Origin of the sequence: Legionella longbeachae (genome assembly GCF_004283175.1) — a bacterium.
GTDB classification, from domain to species: Bacteria; Pseudomonadota; Gammaproteobacteria; order Legionellales; family Legionellaceae; genus Legionella; species Legionella longbeachae.
Genome location: NZ_RXNW01000008.1, coordinates 147,093 through 169,963, shown reverse-complemented (window position 1 = coordinate 169,963; position 22,871 = coordinate 147,093). Strand labels below are relative to the sequence as shown.

Here is a 22,871-nt window from a genome sequence, read left to right as displayed (position 1 = left end):
GTTATACTCCTGAAAATTGCCGTCAGATTATGGCCAACATTTAAACAATTGATGAACCATGCCTAGTGTAACCTGTTTTAAATTTCGTTTCACCCCAAGTTGGATGATGCTAATGCTCACCATTATATTTTTTTCATTATTTGTGCGTCTAGGTTTTTGGCAAATTCAACGTGCAGATGAAAAAAGAAAAATGATTGTGGCACAAAAAAACCAAGAACAGCAAAAACCTTTTTTTTGGACTAACAGTCAAAAACTTCCCTTACAATACGAGCGAATTATACTTGAAGGAACGTTTTTGCCGCAGATATTTTTATTAGATAATCAGCATCACCAACATCAATTTGGCTATGATGTCCTGTCCCCTTTGGAACTTCCTGATGGTACAGTTATTATGATTGACAGGGGGTGGGTCCCGGGGGAGTTAAGCCGCCGAATTTTTCCTAACATTATAATTCCCGATGAATTTGTGACATTACAGGGCTCTGCATATTTTCCAAGTAAAAATCAATGGGTTTTAGGACCTTCTCTAGAAAAGAAGGGAAATAAATTAGTTATCCTGGAACGGTTGGATACACAATTGATGAGCCAAGTTTTGCAAAAAGCGGTCTCTCCGTTTATTATTCGCCTCGACAAACAAGATGCAAATGGATTTGTGCGTGAATGGGCGACTGTATCTATGCCTCCACAGCGGCATTTAGCCTATGCTTTGCAGTGGTTTGTTATGGCATTGGTTGTCCTGATTATATTTGTAGCATTAAATCTGAAGAAAAAAAATGAAAAAACAAATTTCTAAGTATTACATTTTATTATTGCTCGTTCTAATATTCGCTACTCCTGGAATTGCTGCTTTGATGTTTTATAAACATCCGTCCTGGTTAGGAACAGCAAAAATTAATAGAGGAACTTTACTAAATCCACCTGTAGCATTGAATTCTCTCAAGGAGTCTGCAAAGTGGCGTATCATTTTTTGGAGCCCAGGCGTCTGTGATAAAACATGCATGCAACAACTGGAGGTTTTAGCTAAGGTACGTTTGGCTTTGGGGCGTAAATTGTATCAGGTTGATCAATGGTTAATTCTTGGTAATAATTCACCTGCATTGTCTCAAGAACAACAATCCCTGTTAAGTGAAATTGATTTTAAGGTGACGGAATTATCTGCCTCCGAAATCAATGCCAATCGAGTATTGTTTTCAAAGGCAAAAATTTTTTTAGCGGATCCCAATAATTATTTGATTCTGAGTTATTCACCACAGCTTAATCCTGATGATGTATATAAGGATTTAAAGTTGTTGCTCAATACAACAGAAAAAAAGGGTGATAAATCTAATGCAAAATAAATTATTACGCTACGCAGTAACCTGCGCTGTCCTTTTATCTTTATTTGTCGTTATGTTAGGCGCTTATACGCGACTTACGGATGCAGGTTTAGGTTGCCCAGATTGGCCTGGTTGCTATGGACAGATTGTTCTTCCCAGTGCTCAGGAGAAATTACAGGCTGCACAAACCCAATACCCCCAAATTCCTATTGAGACCAGGAAAGCATGGACTGAGATGGCTCATCGCTATGTTGCAGGCACATTGGCGTTATTGATTTTTTTTGTAGGTTTTTATGTCTTACGTAAACGTTCCCAAGGTAGCCATTTACCTTGGCACTTGCCTATCGCTTTATTATTCTTAGTCGTTTTTCAAGCCGCTTTGGGTATGTGGACTGTCACTTTAAAGCTCTTACCCGTTGTAGTGATGGGTCATCTTCTCGGGGGTATATTAATTGTTGCTTGTTTATTTAGATTTCGTTTTCAAATCAGCGCATTAACTGGCCAGGATTTACCGCAATGGCGTCCATGGTTACGTTTAGGAGTCATTATTGTTCTGATACAAATTGCTCTGGGTGGATGGGTTAGTGCTAATTATGCAGGAATTTCATGCATTGGTTTTCCGACATGTAATGGAGCTTGGTGGCCTGATTTGCATTTTGCACAGGGCTTTAATTTATTTTCTCCAGTGGGAGCGAATTATCAAGGTGGACTACTGGAACATGAAGTGCGAGCAACTATCCAATTTATTCATCGATTGGGCGCAATGATAACTGCTGTTTATGTGGTGACGCTTTCTTTGTTTATCCTATTAAAAAGCCATTTTAATTATCTTAAAACAGCGGCGGTAGTGATGTTTTTTCTGGTATTAATTCAGTTTACTTTAGGGATTCTCAATGTGATTTATTTACTTCCAATTACGGTAGCTGTAGCTCATAATGGGATTGCTGCTTTATTGCTGGCTGCTGTATTTAGCACATTGCACTTTACGCGTAAGGGGCAGAATGATGCATGTTGATCCTATAGCGCAACCAACATCATCCGTTTGGCGTAATTATATTGAGTTATGTAAACCTCGTGTTGTGTTATTGATGCTCTTGACCGTTGTAGTTGGGATGTATCTTGCAACTCCAGGATGGGTGAATTTATTTCTATTGAGTGCTTCGTTGCTAGGTATTGGGCTATGTGCAGGCAGTGCTGCGGCAATTAATCACCTTGTTGATAAACGAATCGATGCGATTATGGCCAGAACGAAAAAAAGGCCTGTAGCAAGTGGCCAGGTTTCAGTGCGCCAAGCCTTATGGTTCGCTTTAATCATGGGGACAATTGGACTAACAGTTTTAGCTGTTTTTGTAAATGGATTAACTGCATTACTCACTTTTATTACTTTAATTGGGTATGCTGGCATTTATACCGGTTATTTAAAACGAGCAACCCCGCAGAATATAGTAATAGGTGGATTGGCAGGCGCAGCCCCTCCATTGTTAGGTTGGACCTCCGTAACCAATCAATTGGATCCACAAGCATTGTTGTTGGTGTTAATTATATTTATTTGGACACCGCCTCATTTTTGGGCTTTAGCGATTTATCGCTATGAAGAGTATCAACATGCGCAAATTCCTATGCTGCCTGTAACTCATGGTATCCAATTTACTAAGTTAAATATTTATTTATATACGATTTTATTAGTGGTGGCTAGCGTATTACCTTTTGTTATTGGGATGAGTGGCTTATTTTATCTGATAGGTGCTTTAGTCCTTGGTGCGCGATTTTTATTCTGGGCGTATCAATTATATCATAATGATAAACCAGTTATTGCAATGCAAACATTCAGATTTTCAATAGTTTATTTGATGTTGCTGTTTGTCTTTTTATTGATTGATCATTACTTATAATAATTATGTATGAGATAAGTTTCATTATAGGGTGTTGAATTTTTGTCAGGTAACTTATTTCATTCATGTTCCTTTAAAGGGGGAAATATGAGTTTAAAAACTAAGGGTGTGACTTTTACTGTAGTTATGTTGTTGGCGCTTGCTGGGTTGTTTTCAGGAATATTTGTAGGTCAACATATTCATTTTAAAAAGAAAATAGATACTAGCAAGTTCAACGGCACTTATCTTGAGCATCCACGGCCTGTCAATAAATTTAATCTGACAGGAATTGATAACAATACTTTTGATAATAATAGCTTGCAAGGTAAATGGACTTTAATATTTTTTGGTTTCACTAATTGTGGCTATGTTTGTCCAACAACTATGGCTGAATTGGCTAAGATGTACCGTATCCTTGAAGAAAAAGGAGTTAAGGATTTACCTAGGATAGTCATGATATCTATTGATCCGGAGCGCGATACCCAACAAAAATTGGGCAATTATGTAACCTCCTTCCATCCTGATTTTTATGGGGCTCGAGGAGACGAAGAATCGATTAAGTCGATGACTCGAGAAATGGGGATTGCGTATACAAAAATAATTGAAGTGAATAATGATTCAAAAAATTACGACATGCAGCATAGTGGCGCATTGATGTTATTTAATCCTCAAGGAGAACTTAATGCATTTTTTACTACACCCCACCATGCTGATCTTTTAGCAAAAGATTATTTGTTATTGGTATCTTAGTTAAGAATTTTTAAATGAAAATTTTTTATTAAATCTCAATGTGGTTTTAAATTTTTTAGACTAGGCTTTATTTATATGAATCATTTATAAAGAAATGTTTTGACTCATCAAGAGCGTTTAAAATAAAAAAAATAAGAAATAGTTATATTTAAGGAATGCGTGTTACATGAAAATTGCGATATTGGCTACGAACCCACATTTGTATTCTCATAAGCGTCTTAAAGCTGAGGGTGAAGCTGCTGGCCATGAGATAAGCTTTATAAATCCATTATATTGTTATATGAATGTTGCTGCTTCCTGTCCAAAAGTTCATTACAGGGGAGGAGCACCTTTACCCCATTTTGATGCTGTAATTCCACGAATTGGTGCATCAAATACGTATTATGGTACGGCGGTGTTGCGCCATATGGAAACTATGGGTATGTATACTTTAAATGAGTCCATTGCCATTTCTCGTTCTCGAGATAAACTTCGTTCCCTCCAGTTATTGGCGCGTAAAGGAATCCCAATGCCTTTGACTAGTTTTGCGCAGTCTCCTGATGATACAGAAGATTTGGTTCGGATGGTTGGTGGTGCGCCTTTAGTGATTAAATTGTTAGAGGGAACTCAAGGGAAAGGAGTAATTTTAGCAGACAGCCATCAATCCGCGGTGAGCATTATTAATGCTTTTAAAGAAATGCGTGCCAACATTCTAGTACAAGAATTTATTGAGGAATCGCGTGGCGTTGATATTCGTTGTTTTGTTGTGGGCGAGAAGATTGTTGCTGCTGTAAAGCGACAAGCAAAAGAGGGTGAATTTAGGGCAAATGTGCATCAGGGAGGCACTGCAGTTAAAGTGAAATTATCTCCTGAAGAAAGAACCATTGCTATTAGAGCTGCAAAAACCATGGGCTTAAAAGTGGCAGGTGTTGATTTAATTCGTTCTAATCATGGCCCCCTGGTTTTAGAAATTAATTCGTCACCAGGTCTTGAAGGTGTAGAAAAGGCCACGGGGATTAATATTGCTGGAAAAATTATTGAGTACATCGCGAAGCATGCAAGACCCATTAGTGCAAACGATCGATTTCATGGTTAAGCAAACTATTATCTCTACAGGTAATAAATCATATGTATGTAATTTGATTAAATCTATTTCGATAAGTGTAATTCCTTATATATTAAGTTGAGCTGGTTTTTATTTTCTAAGGCGTGTTGCCCCATTTATCCCAACCCGCTACGTGCCGCGACTTGTTCGCGGCATCCATGCGCTCTTAATCAAAGGCAGATTTTTTCATCTAGATTACGCCATTCTGGATTAAGTTCCTCAACTTCATTTAACTTCCATTGCCTGCACCAATTTTTTAGCTCTGTTGATGCGCCCCAACGATACGGCCCTCAATAAATTCCCATTCAAGATAAGGATCATGTATGAGATCTTTAAGAATCTTCATCAATTTGGTTTTGAGGACCAACGATTAAATTGTTGCTAGCATAGAATTCCAGAATCCAAATTCTAGGGGTAGATCTCGCGAATGACAGCGAATACGCATACGCGATAACATTGCTTCAACAATCATACGAAGATTAGGCATGTCATAAATCTCAAGTTGTATCAAGATCTCCTGCAGGTTTAACTACAGTTCATCATTGAGCATCATTCTGGCTATAGAAAACTCATTTTATTGTTGACATTAAAATCGTGCTATTATGAGGTTACACTTATGAATCAATCGATTAGAGTAATCTATTGGGTTCATTAAATAGGACTATCTCCGGGATACGCGAACAAGTCGCGGCACGTAAGCCGTGGAGACGAATTGGCAACACGCCTTAATTAGAATGTGGTACTAAAATTAGCTTCAACTTCCTTCCCATCTTTAAAATATTAAATAATTTGATATCCCATATTAGTATAATCAATTTGATTTGTAAGTTCATGTGCGTTTAAATTTTACACATTGATTCCTGGTTTTTTACACCTTGAATCTGAAGTTGGCTCTATGAAACTTAATTTAATGGAGCTCGATGTAAAATGGCTTAGAACGTCCATTTGTGCGAATAAACGTAGATTATCAATAAATCTTATTTTACGTGGGATGGGCATATTCGAGCTGCCGTTAATTAAACATTTCACATGTTTGCAGATTTTCTCTTAGGGGGTATATTTACTATGAAAGACAAGACAGAGATAACAGATAGAACAGATAGAACAGATCATTATTTAGTAAAGCTCTGTGAAACAATTAAGAACGCCCAAGAAAAAATAAAATTAGAAAAAGATAATGAGCAGTTAGAGTCAGTATCCGCAATAATAGCGCAGGTTGAGCAAACACAAGATACCGCAATACAAAAAAGGCTAATTAGCACGGCTCATATCCAAGCTAAAAATTTTCAATTAGTTCTAATTGATTTGATGATTGCAAGTTTTAGCAAGTTATCAAAAAGCGAAGAGTTCGAGAATCACCCTGTACAAGAATTAAAGGATAATCAACAAGATGTAACCCCCTTACTAAATAAATTATGGGGTAATATTCAAGATTCAATCAATACGTTTTCCAAAACGATGGACTATTTTTCTACACAATTCAATGAAGATGTTATTTTTATTAAACGCCTTGAAGAAGCAAAAAATTCGCTGGAAAACAGTGATCCGGACCAGGAAATTGAATTGGCTGATTTTAATGATCTTATTAATACTTATGCAATAATACTTGAAAAGAAAAATGGGAGCTTTTCAGCTGCAAAAGCAACAGATTTCTCCTCAGGCGATAATATCAATCAATCCAATGAACGTAAAAAAAACCTAACTGAACTTACATCTGAATTAGCTGAGTACTCGAAGCAATATGTGTTCCAGGTCAACGAAATTAGGGCACTTTATCAGGGATTCGAAGAAAAGATCGCGTTGGTAAAGAGTGAGCTCGACAAACAAGTATTATTGAGCCCATATAATTCTCTACTACAACAAGCAGAAGAGGTTATTGGTGAAAGAGAGAAAGAATTTATGGATGAAGCCCCTCATTCCATTGAGCAAGTCAATATACAAATTGCCATTACACAAAATGCACAAGCAACATTAAAGCAAATACATCAAAAATTGAATGAATTTTTAGAGAGTACACTTAATCCTGCCATTGTTTCAGCAGAAAGGAAAAGAGTTGAGTACTCATCATCTGCTCTGCAGTCTACACAGAATGCACTTATGAATTTTAAGAAGCTACTAGAGCTGTGTGAGAGGGATAATCAACTGAAAAAGCCTTTGAAAAATTATGAGAATGATATAGAAACAGCACTGAAGAACACTCATTCTGCAATAGATGAATTGTCGACAAAAAAATTAACTACAGAACAGATTGAAGCAAAGTGCTGGGAAACTATAACGAGCCTTAATCGAACTAAACAGTTATTAGAGGGACAAATATCCAAAATAAATCGATTTAGGGAGACAAAAGCTAGTTTGGAAGAACAACTAAATGCCTTAGAAGAAGAATTGCAAACATCTCCTCTTGTTGAAATGTGTAGGGATAACATTAACGCCCTCTATCAGATAAAAAAACGCTTGCAAGAGGAAAAAGATATTTATTTTGGGATACCGGCAGACATTCCCAATGGAATTGTAGGTATTAAAACTAAATATAATAATTTAAAAAATGAGTATAATTTAAGGAGTAGTTCAAACGAAGTGATTCAACTTAACCAGTTACTCTCTGCTATTGATATCCTTCAAAGATCTAATAATACCCCTGATTGGGTAAAAACATTAAAATCTGAGTTAGAGGAAATTAAATTAAAGTATTTGGCATCTAAAATTAATCGAGAACAGTTCAAATTTCATTCTGCTCAAGCAATAGCCACTAATGTTACTGATACAGAAGTAAGACAATTGACTAACAAGCATGAGAGTGCAACCCACTTCGGAAATTTCTTTCGCGCCCTGGCAGAATTCATCGTTGCGATTGGTTATTCCATTAAAGGACAAGAAAAACCTCTTTATAGGCCGCAGTTTTTTGCTTCACATCAAGAGAAAGAAATTGCTGGTAAACTCAATGAGACCTATAAGCTTTTAAATAATATAGAGGACCCTGAAAATCAGCTATCGAAATCAATGTTAAATAATTAGCTTTTAAGTGTATCTCAGTTTTTTAACGGTATCCCCGTATATAGTACCACGTATTTTACGGGGAGCATTTTTTGAGCTTGCTACACAAAAATTAGGTGAAATTAAGTACTTTCCCCTTCATTTTGTTACATTAATGAGAAGACTCATCACTCTTGCCTACTAACCAATCAGCGCTTACCTCAAATTCTTGGGCCAGGGCATTGAGTAAATCTTGGTCAGGATTAGTTGCCCCGTTAAGTAATGCTTCTGCTTTAAATTTAGGAATTTTTACTAATTTTGACAATACCTCGATTCGCTCTGCGCTTGATTCTGGCACACCAATATTATCCAATTCTTTATTCAGTCTTTCTGAAAATCTTTTATTAAGCATCAGATTCTCCTAATAATAATTTAGGGTTTAGGTAAATTAGAGTGTTCACATTCTTCGATCATTCTACGCCAAACTACGAGTAGCAGGCGGAAGTAAATAAGTACCTTAATATTTCATATAGCATAAAAATTAATTTTTGCAATAATACCTTCGAATATTCAGGGTGTTAAACAGTTAGAATAAAACAGTGAGCTTTTTTGGAGATAAGCGGGATTTAAGTTGATCTGTGCTATCTTTCAATTTAGTATTTAACCCTCAAAATATGATTGAGTTTAGGATAAAACATGATCGAAGAAGTCGCTGCAACATATCCTTGTGATTTAATTCTGTTTGGTGCCTTGGGAGACCTGTCTTGTCGCAAGTTGATTCCTGCATTGTACCAGCTTGAATGTTCAAACTTACTTCATGCAAATACCCGTATCATCAGTTGCGCCCGGGAACCATTAACGCTTACCGCGTATCTTGAGTTTGCAAAAACAAAAACTCAAATGTTTACAGGCAAAAATATTGATGAAAAAATTTGGTCACGTTTTGTTGAAAAAATCCTTTATTGCCGACTTGATTTGACACAGCTTGAAGATTATAAGCAATTAACTGATCTTGTCGCTCCTGATGAGCGAGTAACTATTTCTTATTTGGCGATTCCACCTTCTTTGTACGCGCAAGCATGCCAAGGGCTTTCAAGTATAGGTTTAACAAAACAACCTTCCCGTATTGTCCTGGAAAAACCAATTGGTCATGATTTACCTTCATCCATCGCAATTAATAATGAAGTTTCCCATTTCTTTGCTGAAAATCAAATTTATCGAATTGATCATTATTTGGGTAAAGAAACCGTATTAAATCTTTTGGTACTTCGCTTTGCTAATGCCATTTTTTCTTCAAATTGGGATAATCAGTCAATTGATAAAGTAGAAATTACTGTTGCAGAAGAAGTTGGGGTAGAAGGACGCTGGGCATATTATGATAAATCCGGCCAAGTAAGAGATATGTTGCAAAATCATTTATTACAAATATTGTCTTTATTGGCAATGGAACCTCCCATCAGCTTGTCTGCAGAGTGTATACGGAGCGAAAAACTTAAGGTATTAAAGTCATTACGTCCGATCAGTGATCTTCAGGTGCATGAACATACAATTCGCGCTCAATATGTGGAAAATGTAATCAATGGTCAGAACGTATTGGGTTACCTGGATGAAGAAGGGGCACATCGAAGCTCTACTACAGAAACATTTGTTGCAATTAAAGCTTATATTGATAATTGGCGTTGGTCCGGTGTTCCTTTTTATCTACTGACAGGTAAGAGGTTATCAAAAAAACAAAGTGAGGTGGTTATTTACTTTAAGCCACAACCTTACAATATTTTTAAACCCCTAAAACAAAAATTATCTCCTAACCAGCTTATTATAAGGTTGCAACCTGATGAAGGTGTAGAATTGCGCATGATGAATAAAATTCCAGGTTTGAGTGATTGCATGCAATTGCGCGACAGTAAATTGAATTTAAATTTTAACCATTTGTCTAATTCTCAAAGAATTGCAGATGCTTATGAGCGATTATTACTAGAGGTCATGTTGGGGAACCAGTACTTATTTGTCAGTCGTGAAGAAGTAGAACAAGCTTGGAAATGGATTGACGATATAAAACAGGCTTGGGAAAAACAAGATACGCCACTTTATACTTATCCTTCAGGAACATGGGGCCCCTTGGAAGTAATTCGTTTATACAACGGCAAAGCACATGTATGGGGTGAACAAAATGCAGTTACATAGTTTTAGTGAGGCACATTTATTAACCGAAGATTTGGCTGAACAATTAAAGCATATTCTTTGCAGGGCTATTGCCAAACGCGGCCATGCCTATATGGTGGTTTCGGGAGGGAAAACGCCTGTTGATTTATTCAAAAGCCTCGCAAAGATTGATCTTCCCTGGAATAAAGTTACTGTAACATTAGCTGATGAACGTTGTGTTCCACCAGATAACCCAGATCGAAATGAACGCCTGGTTCGACACTACTTATTGCAGCATCAAGCGGCGACAGCCCGTTTTATAAGCTTGTATCAGGAAGGATATTCCGTAGAAGAAACAGCAAAAATGATCGCATCTTTACCGACTTTCGATGCGGTAGTTTTAGGTATGGGGGAAGATGGACATACGGCGTCTTTGTTTCCTTGCGCACATGAGCTTGCTTTGGGATTAGATGATAATGCTGCTGCAGTATTGCAAATTACTCCTAAAAACGCGCCATATCAACGAGTGAGCTTGTCGAAACGGAGATTATTAAATAGTCGTGTGATTTTTTTTCATTTAGTCGGCCATAAAAAATTGGCAGTATTGCATCAAGCAATGGCACAGCATGATCCTACAGTTATGCCCGTTAGTGCTTTTTTAAACAATCTTGATGCAAATGTTCAGGTGATGTATGCACCTTAAGGAAAGAGAATGCATCCTGTTGTAGCTAGAGTTACAGAGCGTATTCGCAAACGAAGTTTGCATAGTAGGGCTTCCTATTTAAATGATATGGAGCGGGCACGAAGCAAAGGACCTCAACGTGGTTCACTTCATTGTGGAAATTTAGCACATGGTTTTGCGGCTTGTCCGAAACAGGATAAGATAAATCTAAGTGGCATGACTAAAGCAAATATTGCAATTGTTTCTGCATATAACGATATGCTTTCTGCTCATCAGCCTTATCTTACATACCCTTCTTTAATCAAAGAGGCTGTTTCTGCTGCAGGCGGGGTAGCTCAATTTGCAGCAGGTGTACCTGCAATGTGCGATGGAATTACTCAAGGTCAGCCAGGAATGGAGCTGAGCTTATTGAGCCGTGATGTTATTGCTATGTCTGCATCAATTGGTTTGTCCCATAATATGTTTGATGGCGGCCTGATGTTAGGGATTTGCGATAAAATTGTTCCTGGTTTATTGATGGCTGCTTTAAGATTTGGGCATTTGCCTTTTATTTTTATTCCAGCTGGCCCTATGCCTTCAGGAATATCAAATCAGGAAAAAGCGCGTATTCGGCAGTTATATGCTGAAAGAAAAGTTGATAAAAGTGCTTTACTTGAAGTTGAAACTGCTTCATACCATTCTCCAGGTACTTGTACTTTTTATGGCACTGCCAATTCGAACCAATTAATTATAGAAGTTATGGGCTTGCAACTTCCAGGCTCATCATTCATTCATCCGGGCACCTTATTACGAGATGCATTAACTAAATTTGCCGCTCAGCAGGTTTTGTCTTTAACATCTTTAGGCAAACAATACATGCCCATTGGGCAGATGATGGATGCAAAAAATATTGTTAATGGGATTGTCGCATTATTGGCTTCTGGTGGCTCCACGAATCACACCATGCATCTTATCGCTATTGCTTCAATGGCTGGTTATTTAGTGAATTGGGATGATTTTGCTGATTTATCTGCCGTGACTCCTTTGATTGCCAAAATTTACCCCAATGGCTATGCTGACATCAATCATTTCCAGCAAGCTGGTGGCATGGCTTATTTTATTCATACTCTTTTAGAGTCTCAGTTATTACATGAAGAGGTACATACGGTTATGGGTTATGGCCTGCATCGATATACCCAACAGCCATTATTGGATAATGAGCAATTGGTATGGGTGGCTGGTCCTTCAGCTTCAAAGGATGAACAAATAGTCACCTCTGCAAAAAAACCCTTTAAAGCCCAAGGTGGTTTACAAGTTTTAAGTGGAAATATAGGACGGGCAATTATTAAAACTTCAGGTCTTTCTGTTGAGAAAACCAAGATTAAAGCTCCAGCAGTAGTTTGTTCGAGCCAGGAAGAATTTAATCAACTTTTCGAGGCAGGAGTATTAGAACAAGATTGTATCGTTGTGGTGCGTTACCAAGGGCCAAAGGCATGTGGTATGCCTGAGTTACATCAGTTAACCCCCAAACTTGGGGTGCTTATGGATAAAGGGTATCAAGTTGCATTAGTCACAGATGGACGTATGTCAGGCGCATCCGGTAAAGTTCCCGCAGCAATTCATGTTACTCCTGAGGCAATCGATAATGAAGTTCTTTCCCGCATTGAAACTGGGGATATGATTTTGATAGATGCAGAAGAAGGTGTATTACAGTTATTGGTTACTGAAGAGGTGCTGGGACGAAGAAACAAAGCACAGCACAATGATCATGGGCTTTATCAAGGTAGTGGTCGTGAACTATTTGCTAGTTTAAGGTCACAATTTTCAGGCGCGGAGCAAGGGGCTTGCAGTTTGTTTCAAGGGAAAGAGTCTTGTTATGAGTCTTGATGCTTTGCAATCATACGCTATTGTTGCGGATATAGGTGGAACTTTTGCACGTTTTGCTTGTGTCCATTTAGATAAATTAACCATAGAAAACATTGAAATTTATACTTGCGCCACGTTTGATAGTTTGGAATCCGTATTATCAACCTATCAAGAGCACTATAAATTACAAGAGATAAAGCAGGTGGTTATTGCTATTGCTTGCCCAGTATTTGACGATATGATTTATATGACTAATACTCCCTGGCGGTTTTCTATTAATGCATTAAAACAAAAATTGAACTTAAATGAGCTTAGAGTTTTAAATGATTTTAATGCTATAGCAATGAGTTTACCTGTTTTATCTGATCAGCAACTTTTTCAAGTAGGAAACGGGAACACTGACAGAGACGGTGTAAAAGTAGTTGTAGGGGCCGGGACCGGGTTAGGTGTGGCTTATTTAATATCTAACGAACAAGGTTACTCTGCCCATGCTGGTGAAGGAGGTCATGTCAGTTGGGGTGCAAAAACGGAACAAGAATGGTTTATTTATCGTTATCTAAAGAAACGATACGCTCATATATCTTATGAGCGCTTATTATCTGGCCATGGCTTGGAAAATTTATATCAAGCATTAGCCGCTTTAAATCAAAAAGATGATACTCCTATCCCGGCAGCTCAAATCATTGCTATGGCATTAGCAAATCAAAGTGCAATTGCACAGGCTGCAGTAGCACAGTTTTTGGCAATTTTAGGTTCTTATGCGGGAGATTTAGCGTTAACATTTGCAGCTTTTGGCGGTATTTATATAGCTGGCGGCATCGTGCCCCGCTTTATTTCACTACTTCATCATAGTAATTTTAGAGTTAATTTTGAAGAAAAGGGTCGGTTTAGCGAATTTAATAAGCAAATTCCGACTTTTATTGTTACTGCCGAACAACCAGGAATATTGGGGGCTGCAGTTTATTTAAAACAATCGCTGGCTAGAATTAAAGAAGCAGAATACCCAATGATATAAATCTGGGGTTCGCTTCAAATTGACTACAGTGGACTATAAGGAGAAGTTCATGACATTTCCTAATTGGATGGTGCAGCCGGAATCCGTATTTTGTACATCACCTGTGATTCCAGTTCTTGTTATTAAAGAACTGGAGCATGCAGTACCTTTGGCTACAGCACTATTTGCAGGAGGTATTCACATACTTGAAGTAACATTACGAACATCAGTAGCTTTAGATGCGGTAAAATTACTTACAAAAACCTTCCCAGAAGCTTTAATTGGTGTAGGAACCATAACTACACCAGAGCAATTACATCAGGCAGCGAGTATAGGCGCAAAATTTGCTTTAAGTCCGGGAAAAACCCAAGCCTTATTAGAAGCTGGTTGTTATGCTTCTATCCCTTTAATTCCAGGTATATCTAGTGTTTCAGAATTAATGGAAGGATTAGCGTTGGGATATACGCATTTTAAATTTTTCCCCGCAGTTGCTGCTGGAGGAATCAATATGTTAAGGGCAATTCATGGCCCTTTTCCTCAAGCAAAGTTTTGTCCAACAGGAGGTATTAACGAAACTAATTTTGCTGATTATTTGAACCTCCCCAATGTTTCTTGTGTAGGAGGCTCATGGATTGTCCCTGAAGAAGCAATTAAAAATGAAAATTGGCCACTCATTACTGATTTATGCTTTTCTGTACGTCAATTTATAAGAGGGTGGGATTAAGGATTACTTAGAGTTCAAGGAGTTGAGTATGACATGGGTTGTTGCCATTATTGGTTCAGTTGCTGGTTTTTTATTTGGATATGATGAAGGGATTATTGCTGGTTCATTGGAGTTAGTCAAAAATCATTTTGACCTTTCTGCAACTCATATTGGTGTAATGGCTTCTGCACTACCTTTTGGCGCTTTGTTAGGGTCGATGTTGATTGGCGCAATTACGGCATCAAAAGGAGTCAAACGTTTTGGTCGCAGGACGTTACTATCTTTTTCAGGAATGTTATTCTTTTTGGGGGCATTGGGAGCAGGATTTGCTGACTCTATTACGGTTCTTATTATTTCTCGTTTAATACTTGGTTTGGCGATAGGGGTTGCATCAGTAATGGCCCCATTGTATCTCGCAGAAACCGCAACTTATGAAAAACGAGGTGCTGTGGTTGCTATCTATCAATTAGCCATGACGGTAGGAATTGTCTGCTCCTATTCAGTAAATTATTTGCTCCTTGAAAATCATGATTGGCGAGCGATGTTTGCTTCAAGTGCTTTCCCAGCGTTGGTTTTAAGCCTGGGTATTTTACTGATGCCAGAGTCACCTAGATGGTTGTGTAGTGTAGGTCGACGTGATGCAGCGTCCAAAGCTTTGAGAAAGTTACGTAAAAGCGATTCTATTGAACATGAGTTAATTGATATTGAAGCAACTTTAGGGAATGAACCCAAAAAAGGGAGTTGGCTGTTATTGTTCAGAAATCCTTTATTGCCTGTATTGTTGTTGGGTACAGCTTTGTTTTGCTTACAACAGTTAAGTGGGATTAATGTAATTATTTATTTTGCTCCCGAAATTTTTAAAAATTTAGGTTTAAATAGTACTACAGGCCAAATACTGGCAACTATCGGTATTGGTATGGTTAATTTGCTGGTGACGATTATTGCAATACTTAGTGTGGATAAGATAGGGCGTCGCAAACTGTTGTTATTTGGTTTTTCCGGGATGTTCATTAGCCTGTTGGCTTTGTGTCTGTTCTCCTTAAATCAAGTAGTCTGGCTCCCTTATTTGTCTGTTGCTTGCTTAATTCTTTATATTTTTTCTTTTGCTGTAAGTGTAGGACCAATACCCCATATTGCCATGGCAGAAATTTTTCCTTTACACGTCCGCGGTGCGGGAATGGGGTTGTCTGCTATGAGCAACTGGACTTTTAACACAGTGGTTATTTTTAGTTTCCCACTTTTAGAAAAAATGATGGGTATCGAGTATACATTTGCCCTATATGCGGTGATTTGTCTTGCGGGGTTAGTCTATTCTTACTTTTACATGCCGGAGACAAAAAATATGAGCCTGGAGCAGATTGAAAATTATATAATATCAGGTAAACCCTTACGTCTGTTGGGACGTGAAAGAGAACGTCCAGTTGAGGAAATTAGGAAAGCAAAATCTACTTACATTACTTCGACCTAATAGTAAGCTGGTTGGGGATGATAATCTTCAACTTTCTTTTAAAAAAAAGCACTTGTAGCGACTTCTTTTTTCCTTAAATGTAGAAAATAGATAACTAATTCAGATTTTCCCGAAAAGGATGCATCATCTTTAGTGGTGTATCCTAAAATCGCATTTACACATATCTTGGGATTTAAAGTGCCAGAGGCCCATTTTATGCCCTTATAAAGTTTATAGTAATTCGAAGTCTTGAAAAAATTTCGAGACACGGCTGTTACTCCGCCTCCGGTTTGCTGCGTTAATTTAAGAGATACATGCTCAATTGATGTCCCGCAGTTTATCTGCGGGAGCCAATGATGGTGAAAATTTATGGATCTTTACTGCTTTATATTTTGACCCTGTCTCAGGACATGTCGAAGTGCATAACTCGTTGAGGCCAATTGTCAAAATACTTTAATTGGAATTTAATTTATTTATTAATTTATCTCTATAATCAATCGCATGTAAAACGGCCACATAACTCCAGGTAAGCGATGATGCTCCTTGTTGTGCTCCAGTATTTAAGTTAATTTGTTCGCTCAATTGCATATCTGGCGCATATTTTTTTATGAGTTTCAAATAATTATCACCGGCTTTAATGTATTCTGCTATTTGGGATTGATTTTCCTCGATCATCGATAAGTTACTGGCCAGTGTATAATAATATTCGGCCATTGTTGCCGTTAAAATAAACCAGGGATTGCCTATACTGTTCGTTTGATAACCGTCATAAGTATCCCCTGGATAACGGCCAAATAAAATAGCACCAGGATTATTCTGGTTAATCGGAAACATTAAATTGAACTGTTCATGTAAGGCTTGAACTGTATTTTGAACATAGAAGCTGTTAGGCGAGAAGTCCCCATTTTTTTGTGGATTAAATAAGACGCCAAGAATCACTGCAGAGTCCAGTTCCAATGTTTTTTGAGGGCCTGGATGAGGTAAAAGAGTTGCTTGAATGATTTGATGATTCTTATCCAGGTGTTGGCGAAGACGGGAATCTATTTGTTGTGCTTGTTGTTCATAATAGACCGCAGCACCATTATCATTAAGGCGGCGTGCAAGAGTTGCTCCTTCAAGAAGTGCTTTTTGTTGTAGCATTGCAGTAAAAAAATGATCTCCATAGACTTCTTCCCAAAGATCATAGTTGGGGTCTGGCCAATGATGTGATATATATTCCAAATCCATTTTAATCACACCCATGGTATGGGGATCCATAGTGTTACTATATAAACGGGTTTTAACATATTCTGTTTCATGATTGTCTAGTAACTGTTGTGCAAAATGAATCAATACAGAGGCTCTTAAAGCGGGGCCATCATTTTGAGGCCTTCCCCATTGTTCATTAAAAGGGTAACCATTAACATAAAATTTAGGTTCCCCTAATATATCGTATCCATGATTTGGATTATCTTGGTGTTGAAGTATTTGCGTCCAATCTACATAATGAAACAAACGCTCTTTATATCCATAAGCATGAGTTGACTCGTACCATGTTTCAATTAAATTCATAGCAATTGCGGAATCTCTTATCCAATCGTAATAATAATTAGGATTTTGTTTTGAGGGTGAAGCTACTATTGCGCCGTTAGGCTGAATGTTAGAAAAAAAGTGCTGCTTTAACTTTTGTACCTCTTCGAGGCTAAATACAGAACTTATTGCTTGGGAAACAAATAAAAATAACATTAAAAAACAGATCCTTTTCAACATAATCTCCTATATGTAAAGACAAACTTTTTCATAGTACATTAAATTAATTAAGGAGAGTAGGCAATTTTAAAAAGAGGCATATATACGCTTTAATTGTACAAAAATAGGGGGCTTTTATCCGATTAGGAGCAAAATTTTTGTTAATTTAACCTGTTTACTTTTTAATTTCTCGAAGTTAGCATTGGCAATGCTTTGTGAAATCATAAAATAAACGGTAGGAAGCACAAATAGAGTAAATAATGTACCAATGCATAAACCACCTATGAGCACTATACCTATGGCATGTCTTGCTTCTGATCCCGCGTCATGTGAAAGTACCAAGGGAATGGCACCAAATACCATGGCTCCAGTGGTCATAAGAATAGGACGCAACCTTAACGCACAGGATTTTTTAATTGCATCTGTCAAGGCGAACCCTTCTTTTTGTAATTGATTGGCAAATTCTACTATTAAAATACCATGCTTACTGATTAAGCCGACTAAAGTCACTAAGCCAACTTGCGTATAAATATTTAATGACTGACCTAAAAGATACGCAAATAATAAAGCACCAAAACAAGCTAAAGGTACTGTGAACAGAATGATTAATGGATAAATAAAATTTTCAAATTGAGCAGCTAAAATGGCATATATAAAGAGTAATGATAAAACGAATAACAGGAGCATGGTTTGTGATGATTCATTATACGCTTTAGCGGATCCTGACCAACTCAGTTTATATTGGCTGGGAAGATTCTCTTTTGCTGATTTTAAAAGCTTGTCCATTCCGTTTTTAAAGGACTGTCTTTCAGGTAATTGGGCATATAGAGTTGTGGAGCGCATTTGATTCACATGCTCTAACGCAGTGGGCTGGGCACGTCTTTTCATTTGGGCTACGGAACTCAAGGAAATTCGCTTTCCTGAGGGGGTAGTCAGATACAGCTCATCTAACGTCCAAGGTTTGGATGAGCCTTGTAATGAGAGGTTATAAGAGATTCCATCTTTTTGAAATGATAAAGATTTATCACCACTGAAAAATACCTCTATGGTTTTAGCAACTTGGGCAGGGGTTAAATCTAATTGTGCCAAGGCATTTTTATCTATATTTATGGAATATCCCATAGCGTCTAGCCGTAAATCATATCGAGTTGAGGCAAACTCTTTGTTTTGATCCAGAATTTTTTTAAAATGCTCAGTAGCTTCAAATAATTGTCGAAAATTTTCAGTAGTTGAGATGACGAGCTCGAGTTCAGAATTATTACGGGTATCATCGATTCCAGGTAATCCAGAATCCCAACTCCAGACGGAGGCATCTATGGAGGGTAATTGCTCTACCTTGGGTTTTAAGGTGTGAATAATTTGTTCGGCTGAGCGCTCTCTTTGCTGATGGGATTTTAAAGGGATTACAATACTACTGCCCCAGTCCCCTAAGAAGGTTAATGTATTTTGAGCCTCAGGTATTTTACCTATGGATTGCTGTACCCGTTTGGTATTTTGCTCCATAGTATCTAAATTATCCCCGGATATAGGTGGTGTATAGACGCCTATTAACCCCCGATCTTCTTTTGGGGCTGTTTCACCAGGCATTATTTTATAAAATAATAAGCTGGAACTAAATGAAAGCACCAGTATAAAAAGAATCGTTTTTTTTCGATAAATGATTATGTTGAGTATTTTATAGTAATACTGAGATAAATGGCCCAGGGCACTATCGATTATTGGCCATAACTGTTTCGTATTTTTATGGAGGAATGTCGCACACATTAAAGGAGATAGCGTCAATGCGACTACACCGGAGATAAAAACACTTCCTGCTAAGGCCACTGCAAATTCTATAAACAATTGGCCAAGTAAGCCATCAATAAAACCTATAGGCGCATAAACACTGGTTAATGTGAGTGTCATTGCAATAATGGCAAAACCTATTTGCTTTGCTCCTTGCGATGCGGCATTCATTGGGGAAAGACCTTCTTCAATATGGCGCCAAATATTTTCAAGAACAATAATTGCATCATCAACTACTAGCCCTACAGCTAATACCATGGCAAGAAGGGTCATTTGATTAATACTAAAACCAGCAATTTTCAAAAATAATAAAGAACCACATAATGAAATTGGGATAGCAATTAACGGAATAATAGTGGCTCGTAGATTCCTTAAAAAAATGAAAATAATTGCTAAGACTAAAAAAATAGATTCTAAAATTGTAGATTGAATGTTTTTAAGAGAAGCCTGGATAAACTCAGATTGATCAATAATAATATTGATTTTAAGATCCTCAGGTAAGTTTTTTTCCAGGGCTTTTAATTCTTTACGTACATTTTGTGATACATCAATAGGATTTGCATCATTAGAGCGATTAATTGCAAGTACTAAGCCGGAATGGCCATTAACTTTAACGCGAAATTGATTATTATCCGTTGTTAATTGGACTTGAGCGAGTGACTTAAGAAAAACAGGATGGTGATTTTGGGTCTTAATTACTAAATTTTCATAATCTTCTGGAGTTTTCAACTCAAAATCAAGCGTGGTTGGAATTTTATTTTGATAATTTCCTGCGGGTAAAGACAAGCGATTATTGGCAATTGCATGGGCTACTTCATCAACATTAATACCATATGCATGCAATTTTCTTTGATCAAACTTAATCGTATAAGTAAAAGGTTGCCCCCATACCTCCACTGATGAGACGCCTTTAAGGCTACGAAAAACATTTTTTAAATTCAGATTTGCATAATGGGTCAGTTCACCAAAATTTAAGGAAGAGGACTCTAAAGCAATTCCTATAAACGGTAAGCCATCAGAATGCTTTTGACGTTCAATTACAGGTGCTTTTACAGCCGCTGGAAGTTGGGCTTGGGCTAATCTTGCCGCCTCATGAGTGGCATTAAGTGCTTTTTCCATAGGCATTCCAGGACGAAAGCGTAGCGTGATGTAAGAGTTTCCTGTATTCGAGCGCGATGTTATTGATTCCAACCCTTCAACACCTGCAAGTTGTTCTTCTAATGGATTGGTTACTACTGATTCTACTAATTCGGGGCTGGCATTAGGATAGTTAGTACTGATGGTAATTACTGGAAAACTGATATTAGGATACTCCCTAAGAGGTAAAGAATTAAAGCAAAGTATTCCTAAAAGTAGAATCATGCAATTTAGAATAATTGCAATAACAGGATGTTTTAGGAAATAACTCGTAAATTTCATGATAGGTGTTTAGCCTTTGTAAATTGAGACGTTCATTCCTGGATATAATCGTTCTGGATTTTTGCTTACTATTTGGTCACCCGATTTTAAACCTGAAATAATTTCTACTTTTTCCTTTTCCTGTAAGCCTGTTTTGACCGCAACAAGTTCTACTTTATTCTTAATCACTTTATAAACATGTGTCTTGCCTTTCTTTAAAAATAAAGCCTGTGTAGGAATAACTAGCACATCTATTTTTTTACTCACTACAAGATGTCCAGTTACATTGGTTCCTATCAAACAATGAGGGCATTGGATTTCTGCATCTGCAGGACACATGTGTGTTTCATCATCTATCATTTTCTGTACATGGTTTAAATGATAAAGCCGGTTCAATATATAAATGGGTTGATTAGCTTCAATAGAATTGTTATGAGTGCATGGAATATCCATTTCAACAATTAAAGAGTTTGGATCGTAAATGGTTACTACTGCTGCACCTTCGGTGACTTGAGCACCTTCTTTGATTTTAAAAGCACCAATTACACCGTTAAAAGGAGCATAAAAGCGCATGTTTTTGAGCTCAATTTTAGTTTTGGCTTTTTCCTTTTGAGAATCAATCCAGGCTCTCTTTTTCTCCTCTACTTCACGGGCACTAACGAACCCGCTTTTCTGTAAGCTTTTGAGGCGTTGATATTGAATGCTTTCTAATTGTTCTGTCTCTTTGGAAAGTTGATAACTTTTTTCAATATCTGGATTAGTAATTTTTGCTATTAAGTCACCCTTTTGAACATTTTGACCTGAAGTCATGAGTGTATCCAGCATTCCAGAACCTTTGGCAATCAAAATGGTTGCATGTTTTGGACGAATAGTTCCTATAAGTTTTATTGTTTTTTCGATAGTAGCAGGAGACACAGTGGTGATCTCAACTACTTTAAGAGAGGGGGGATGAGGTTTGGGTTTTGGATAGTAGAAAAGAAAATAAACACCTAGGATGATAAGTACCGTACTGAGCAACCCCATGAGTTTTAGTTTTGAAGAGAAGGTGTTAGGAATTAATCGTAGATTCACAAGATGCTCCTATACGGGAATCAGGTTGCATGTGCGTTATTTCAACAATAGCCTTTACCCATAATGGATTCGTATTCATGGATGGAATGACAATCAACTCTTCCCCTCCCAGGTCCAGCCATTGTTGTTTGGCTTTGATCCCTATTTCTTCTAGGGTTTCCAAGCAATCAGCCACAAAGGAGGGACAAACGACAATGAGCTTTTTGATACCTTCAGCACTTAGTTTAGCGATAGTTTCATCAGTATAAGGTTGAATCCAAGGGGTTTTTCCAAGCCTTGATTGAAATGCTGTGCTGTAATTTTCGGTAGATAGCGCTAATTCTTTGGCTAACAATCGACTGGTGTGATAACAGTGTGCCCTATAGCATTCTTGAATCTGTTCTTTAGAAGTAGAGCATGGCGTGCTGCAAATCATTTTACAACTGTTTTTAGTGATTTGTCGTTCAGGAATCCCATGATAACTAAAAAGAATGTGGGCCGTGCCATCAAAATGGTCTTTAATAATTTGTGTTTGGGCTTTAATGTACGCTGAATGCTGGAAAAAATCTCGAATAATTGTAATTGAGGGAATTAGATCCCATGAGTTGATAATCCGGAAAACTTCGGCAATTGCTGAACCACTGGCTGCTGAGGAGTATTGGGGGTACAACGGCAAAATTGTGATGGATTCACAATCTTTTAATCGATTTAATGCATCCCTAATAGAGGGTGATCCATAGCGCATTCCCAAGGCAACTTTACTGTCTGCTCCAACAGCATCTTGTACTTGTAACATTAAATTTTGACTATGAAATAATAAGGGCGAACCTTGTTCAGTCCAAATCGACTGATAAGCAAGAGCGGAACGTTTTGAGCGAAACGGTAAGATAAAAGCGTAAACTAATATGTAACGAAGCAAAGCAGGTATATCGATTACACGCCTATCAGTCAGAAATTCGCATAGGTATCTCCTGACAGATGATACATCTGTACTTTTAGGAGTGCCTAGGTTGATAAGTAATAAACCACGTTTCACAATTTATCTGGCTTTTAAATGAATTTAAGCGATCATACATGAAGAAGATTCTTAATGCATTAACATG

Annotated in this window: 18 protein-coding genes and 1 pseudogene; 13 read left to right on the top strand and 6 right to left on the bottom strand. The window is 37.5% G+C overall.

Going from position 1 to position 22,871, the window contains the following annotated elements; all coding sequences use genetic code 11:
* Nucleotides 1–58: 58 nt before the first annotated feature.
* The 6 genes from EKG34_RS09945 (at nucleotide 59) to rimK (ending at nucleotide 5,012) form a co-directional block, all read left to right on the top strand.
* Nucleotides 59–793 carry an SURF1 family protein gene (locus EKG34_RS09945; RefSeq protein ID WP_012979376.1) on the top strand — a complete coding sequence of 245 codons (735 nt, stop codon included), beginning with the start codon at nucleotides 59–61 and terminating at the stop codon, nucleotides 791–793.
* A complete protein-coding gene (locus EKG34_RS09940) occupies nucleotides 774–1,337 on the top strand; it encodes a hypothetical protein (protein WP_012979375.1) in 564 nt (187 codons plus the stop codon). The genes EKG34_RS09945 and EKG34_RS09940 overlap by 20 nt, the downstream gene beginning before the upstream one ends.
* Complete coding sequence (locus EKG34_RS09935) at nucleotides 1,327–2,331, top strand: COX15/CtaA family protein (protein ID WP_012979374.1); 1,005 nt, start codon at nucleotides 1,327–1,329, stop codon at nucleotides 2,329–2,331. The genes EKG34_RS09940 and EKG34_RS09935 overlap by 11 nt, the downstream gene beginning before the upstream one ends.
* Entirely contained in the window at nucleotides 2,321–3,208 is an 888-nt protein-coding gene (gene cyoE, locus EKG34_RS09930; protein ID WP_003635089.1) for a heme o synthase, read from the top strand. The genes EKG34_RS09935 and cyoE overlap by 11 nt, the downstream gene beginning before the upstream one ends.
* An 87-nt stretch (nucleotides 3,209–3,295) precedes the next feature.
* Nucleotides 3,296–3,937: an SCO family protein gene (locus EKG34_RS09925; RefSeq protein WP_012979373.1), complete on the top strand. Its 642-nt coding sequence runs from the start codon at nucleotides 3,296–3,298 to the stop codon at nucleotides 3,935–3,937.
* Nucleotides 3,938–4,103: 166 nt separating this feature from the next.
* Nucleotides 4,104–5,012: a 30S ribosomal protein S6--L-glutamate ligase gene (gene rimK / locus EKG34_RS09920; protein ID WP_003635093.1), complete on the top strand. Its 909-nt coding sequence runs from the start codon at nucleotides 4,104–4,106 to the stop codon at nucleotides 5,010–5,012.
* 268 nt (nucleotides 5,013–5,280) lie between these two features.
* Here rimK and EKG34_RS18980 read toward each other — a convergent pair.
* Nucleotides 5,281–5,544 (bottom strand): annotated as a pseudogene (locus EKG34_RS18980) (transposase); the annotation flags it as partial.
* Between the two features lie 542 nt (nucleotides 5,545–6,086).
* Between EKG34_RS18980 and EKG34_RS09915 the strand changes: the two are divergent.
* A complete protein-coding gene (locus EKG34_RS09915; protein WP_012979371.1) occupies nucleotides 6,087–8,036 on the top strand; it encodes a hypothetical protein in 1,950 nt (649 codons plus the stop codon).
* A gap of 130 nt (nucleotides 8,037–8,166) precedes the next feature.
* Here EKG34_RS09915 and EKG34_RS09910 read toward each other — a convergent pair whose 3' ends face one another.
* Nucleotides 8,167–8,406 (bottom strand): hypothetical protein, encoded by a 240-nt coding sequence (locus EKG34_RS09910; protein WP_003635097.1) that lies wholly within the window; start codon nucleotides 8,404–8,406, stop codon nucleotides 8,167–8,169.
* Between the two features lie 284 nt (nucleotides 8,407–8,690).
* Here EKG34_RS09910 and zwf point away from each other — a divergent pair, with 284 nt between their 5' ends.
* Genes zwf through EKG34_RS09880 form a run of 6 tightly spaced genes read left to right on the top strand, consistent with a single transcriptional unit; the run spans nucleotide 8,691 to nucleotide 15,828 of the window.
* On the top strand, nucleotides 8,691–10,178 hold the full coding sequence (gene zwf / locus EKG34_RS09905) for a glucose-6-phosphate dehydrogenase (protein WP_003635098.1): 1,488 nt from the start codon (nucleotides 8,691–8,693) through the stop codon (nucleotides 10,176–10,178).
* Complete coding sequence (gene pgl, locus EKG34_RS09900) at nucleotides 10,165–10,839, top strand: 6-phosphogluconolactonase (protein WP_003635099.1); 675 nt, start codon at nucleotides 10,165–10,167, stop codon at nucleotides 10,837–10,839. The genes zwf and pgl overlap by 14 nt, the downstream gene beginning before the upstream one ends.
* 9 nt (nucleotides 10,840–10,848) lie before the next feature.
* A complete protein-coding gene (gene edd, locus EKG34_RS09895) occupies nucleotides 10,849–12,684 on the top strand; it encodes a phosphogluconate dehydratase (RefSeq protein WP_003635100.1) in 1,836 nt (611 codons plus the stop codon).
* Entirely contained in the window at nucleotides 12,674–13,678 is a 1,005-nt protein-coding gene (gene glk / locus EKG34_RS09890) for a glucokinase (RefSeq protein ID WP_003635101.1), read from the top strand. The genes edd and glk overlap by 11 nt, the downstream gene beginning before the upstream one ends.
* A 49-nt stretch (nucleotides 13,679–13,727) precedes the next feature.
* On the top strand, nucleotides 13,728–14,381 hold the full coding sequence (locus EKG34_RS09885) for a bifunctional 4-hydroxy-2-oxoglutarate aldolase/2-dehydro-3-deoxy-phosphogluconate aldolase (protein WP_003635102.1): 654 nt from the start codon (nucleotides 13,728–13,730) through the stop codon (nucleotides 14,379–14,381).
* 28 nt (nucleotides 14,382–14,409) lie between these two features.
* The gene (locus tag EKG34_RS09880; protein WP_003635103.1) at nucleotides 14,410–15,828 is read left to right on the top strand and encodes a sugar porter family MFS transporter; all 1,419 of its coding nucleotides are present in this window, start codon (nucleotides 14,410–14,412) and stop codon (nucleotides 15,826–15,828) included.
* Nucleotides 15,829–16,260: 432 nt separating this feature from the next.
* On the opposite strand, the gene EKG34_RS09875 is transcribed toward EKG34_RS09880, so the two are convergent.
* From EKG34_RS09875 to hemH, 4 genes are all read right to left on the bottom strand, one after another.
* Nucleotides 16,261–17,532: a glycoside hydrolase family 15 protein gene (locus EKG34_RS09875; RefSeq protein WP_003635106.1), complete on the bottom strand. Its 1,272-nt coding sequence runs from the start codon at nucleotides 17,530–17,532 to the stop codon at nucleotides 16,261–16,263.
* 138 nt (nucleotides 17,533–17,670) lie between these two features.
* Nucleotides 17,671–20,739 (bottom strand): efflux RND transporter permease subunit, encoded by a 3,069-nt coding sequence (locus tag EKG34_RS09870; protein ID WP_003635107.1) that lies wholly within the window; start codon nucleotides 20,737–20,739, stop codon nucleotides 17,671–17,673.
* A gap of 9 nt (nucleotides 20,740–20,748) precedes the next feature.
* Nucleotides 20,749–21,789, bottom strand: a complete 1,041-nt coding sequence (locus tag EKG34_RS09865; protein WP_003635108.1) for an efflux RND transporter periplasmic adaptor subunit — start codon at nucleotides 21,787–21,789, stop codon at nucleotides 20,749–20,751.
* The gene (hemH, locus tag EKG34_RS09860; protein ID WP_003635110.1) at nucleotides 21,767–22,804 is read right to left on the bottom strand and encodes a ferrochelatase; all 1,038 of its coding nucleotides are present in this window, start codon (nucleotides 22,802–22,804) and stop codon (nucleotides 21,767–21,769) included. Before hemH ends, EKG34_RS09865 begins: the two co-directional genes overlap by 23 nt.
* Nucleotides 22,805–22,871 lie beyond the last annotated feature (67 nt).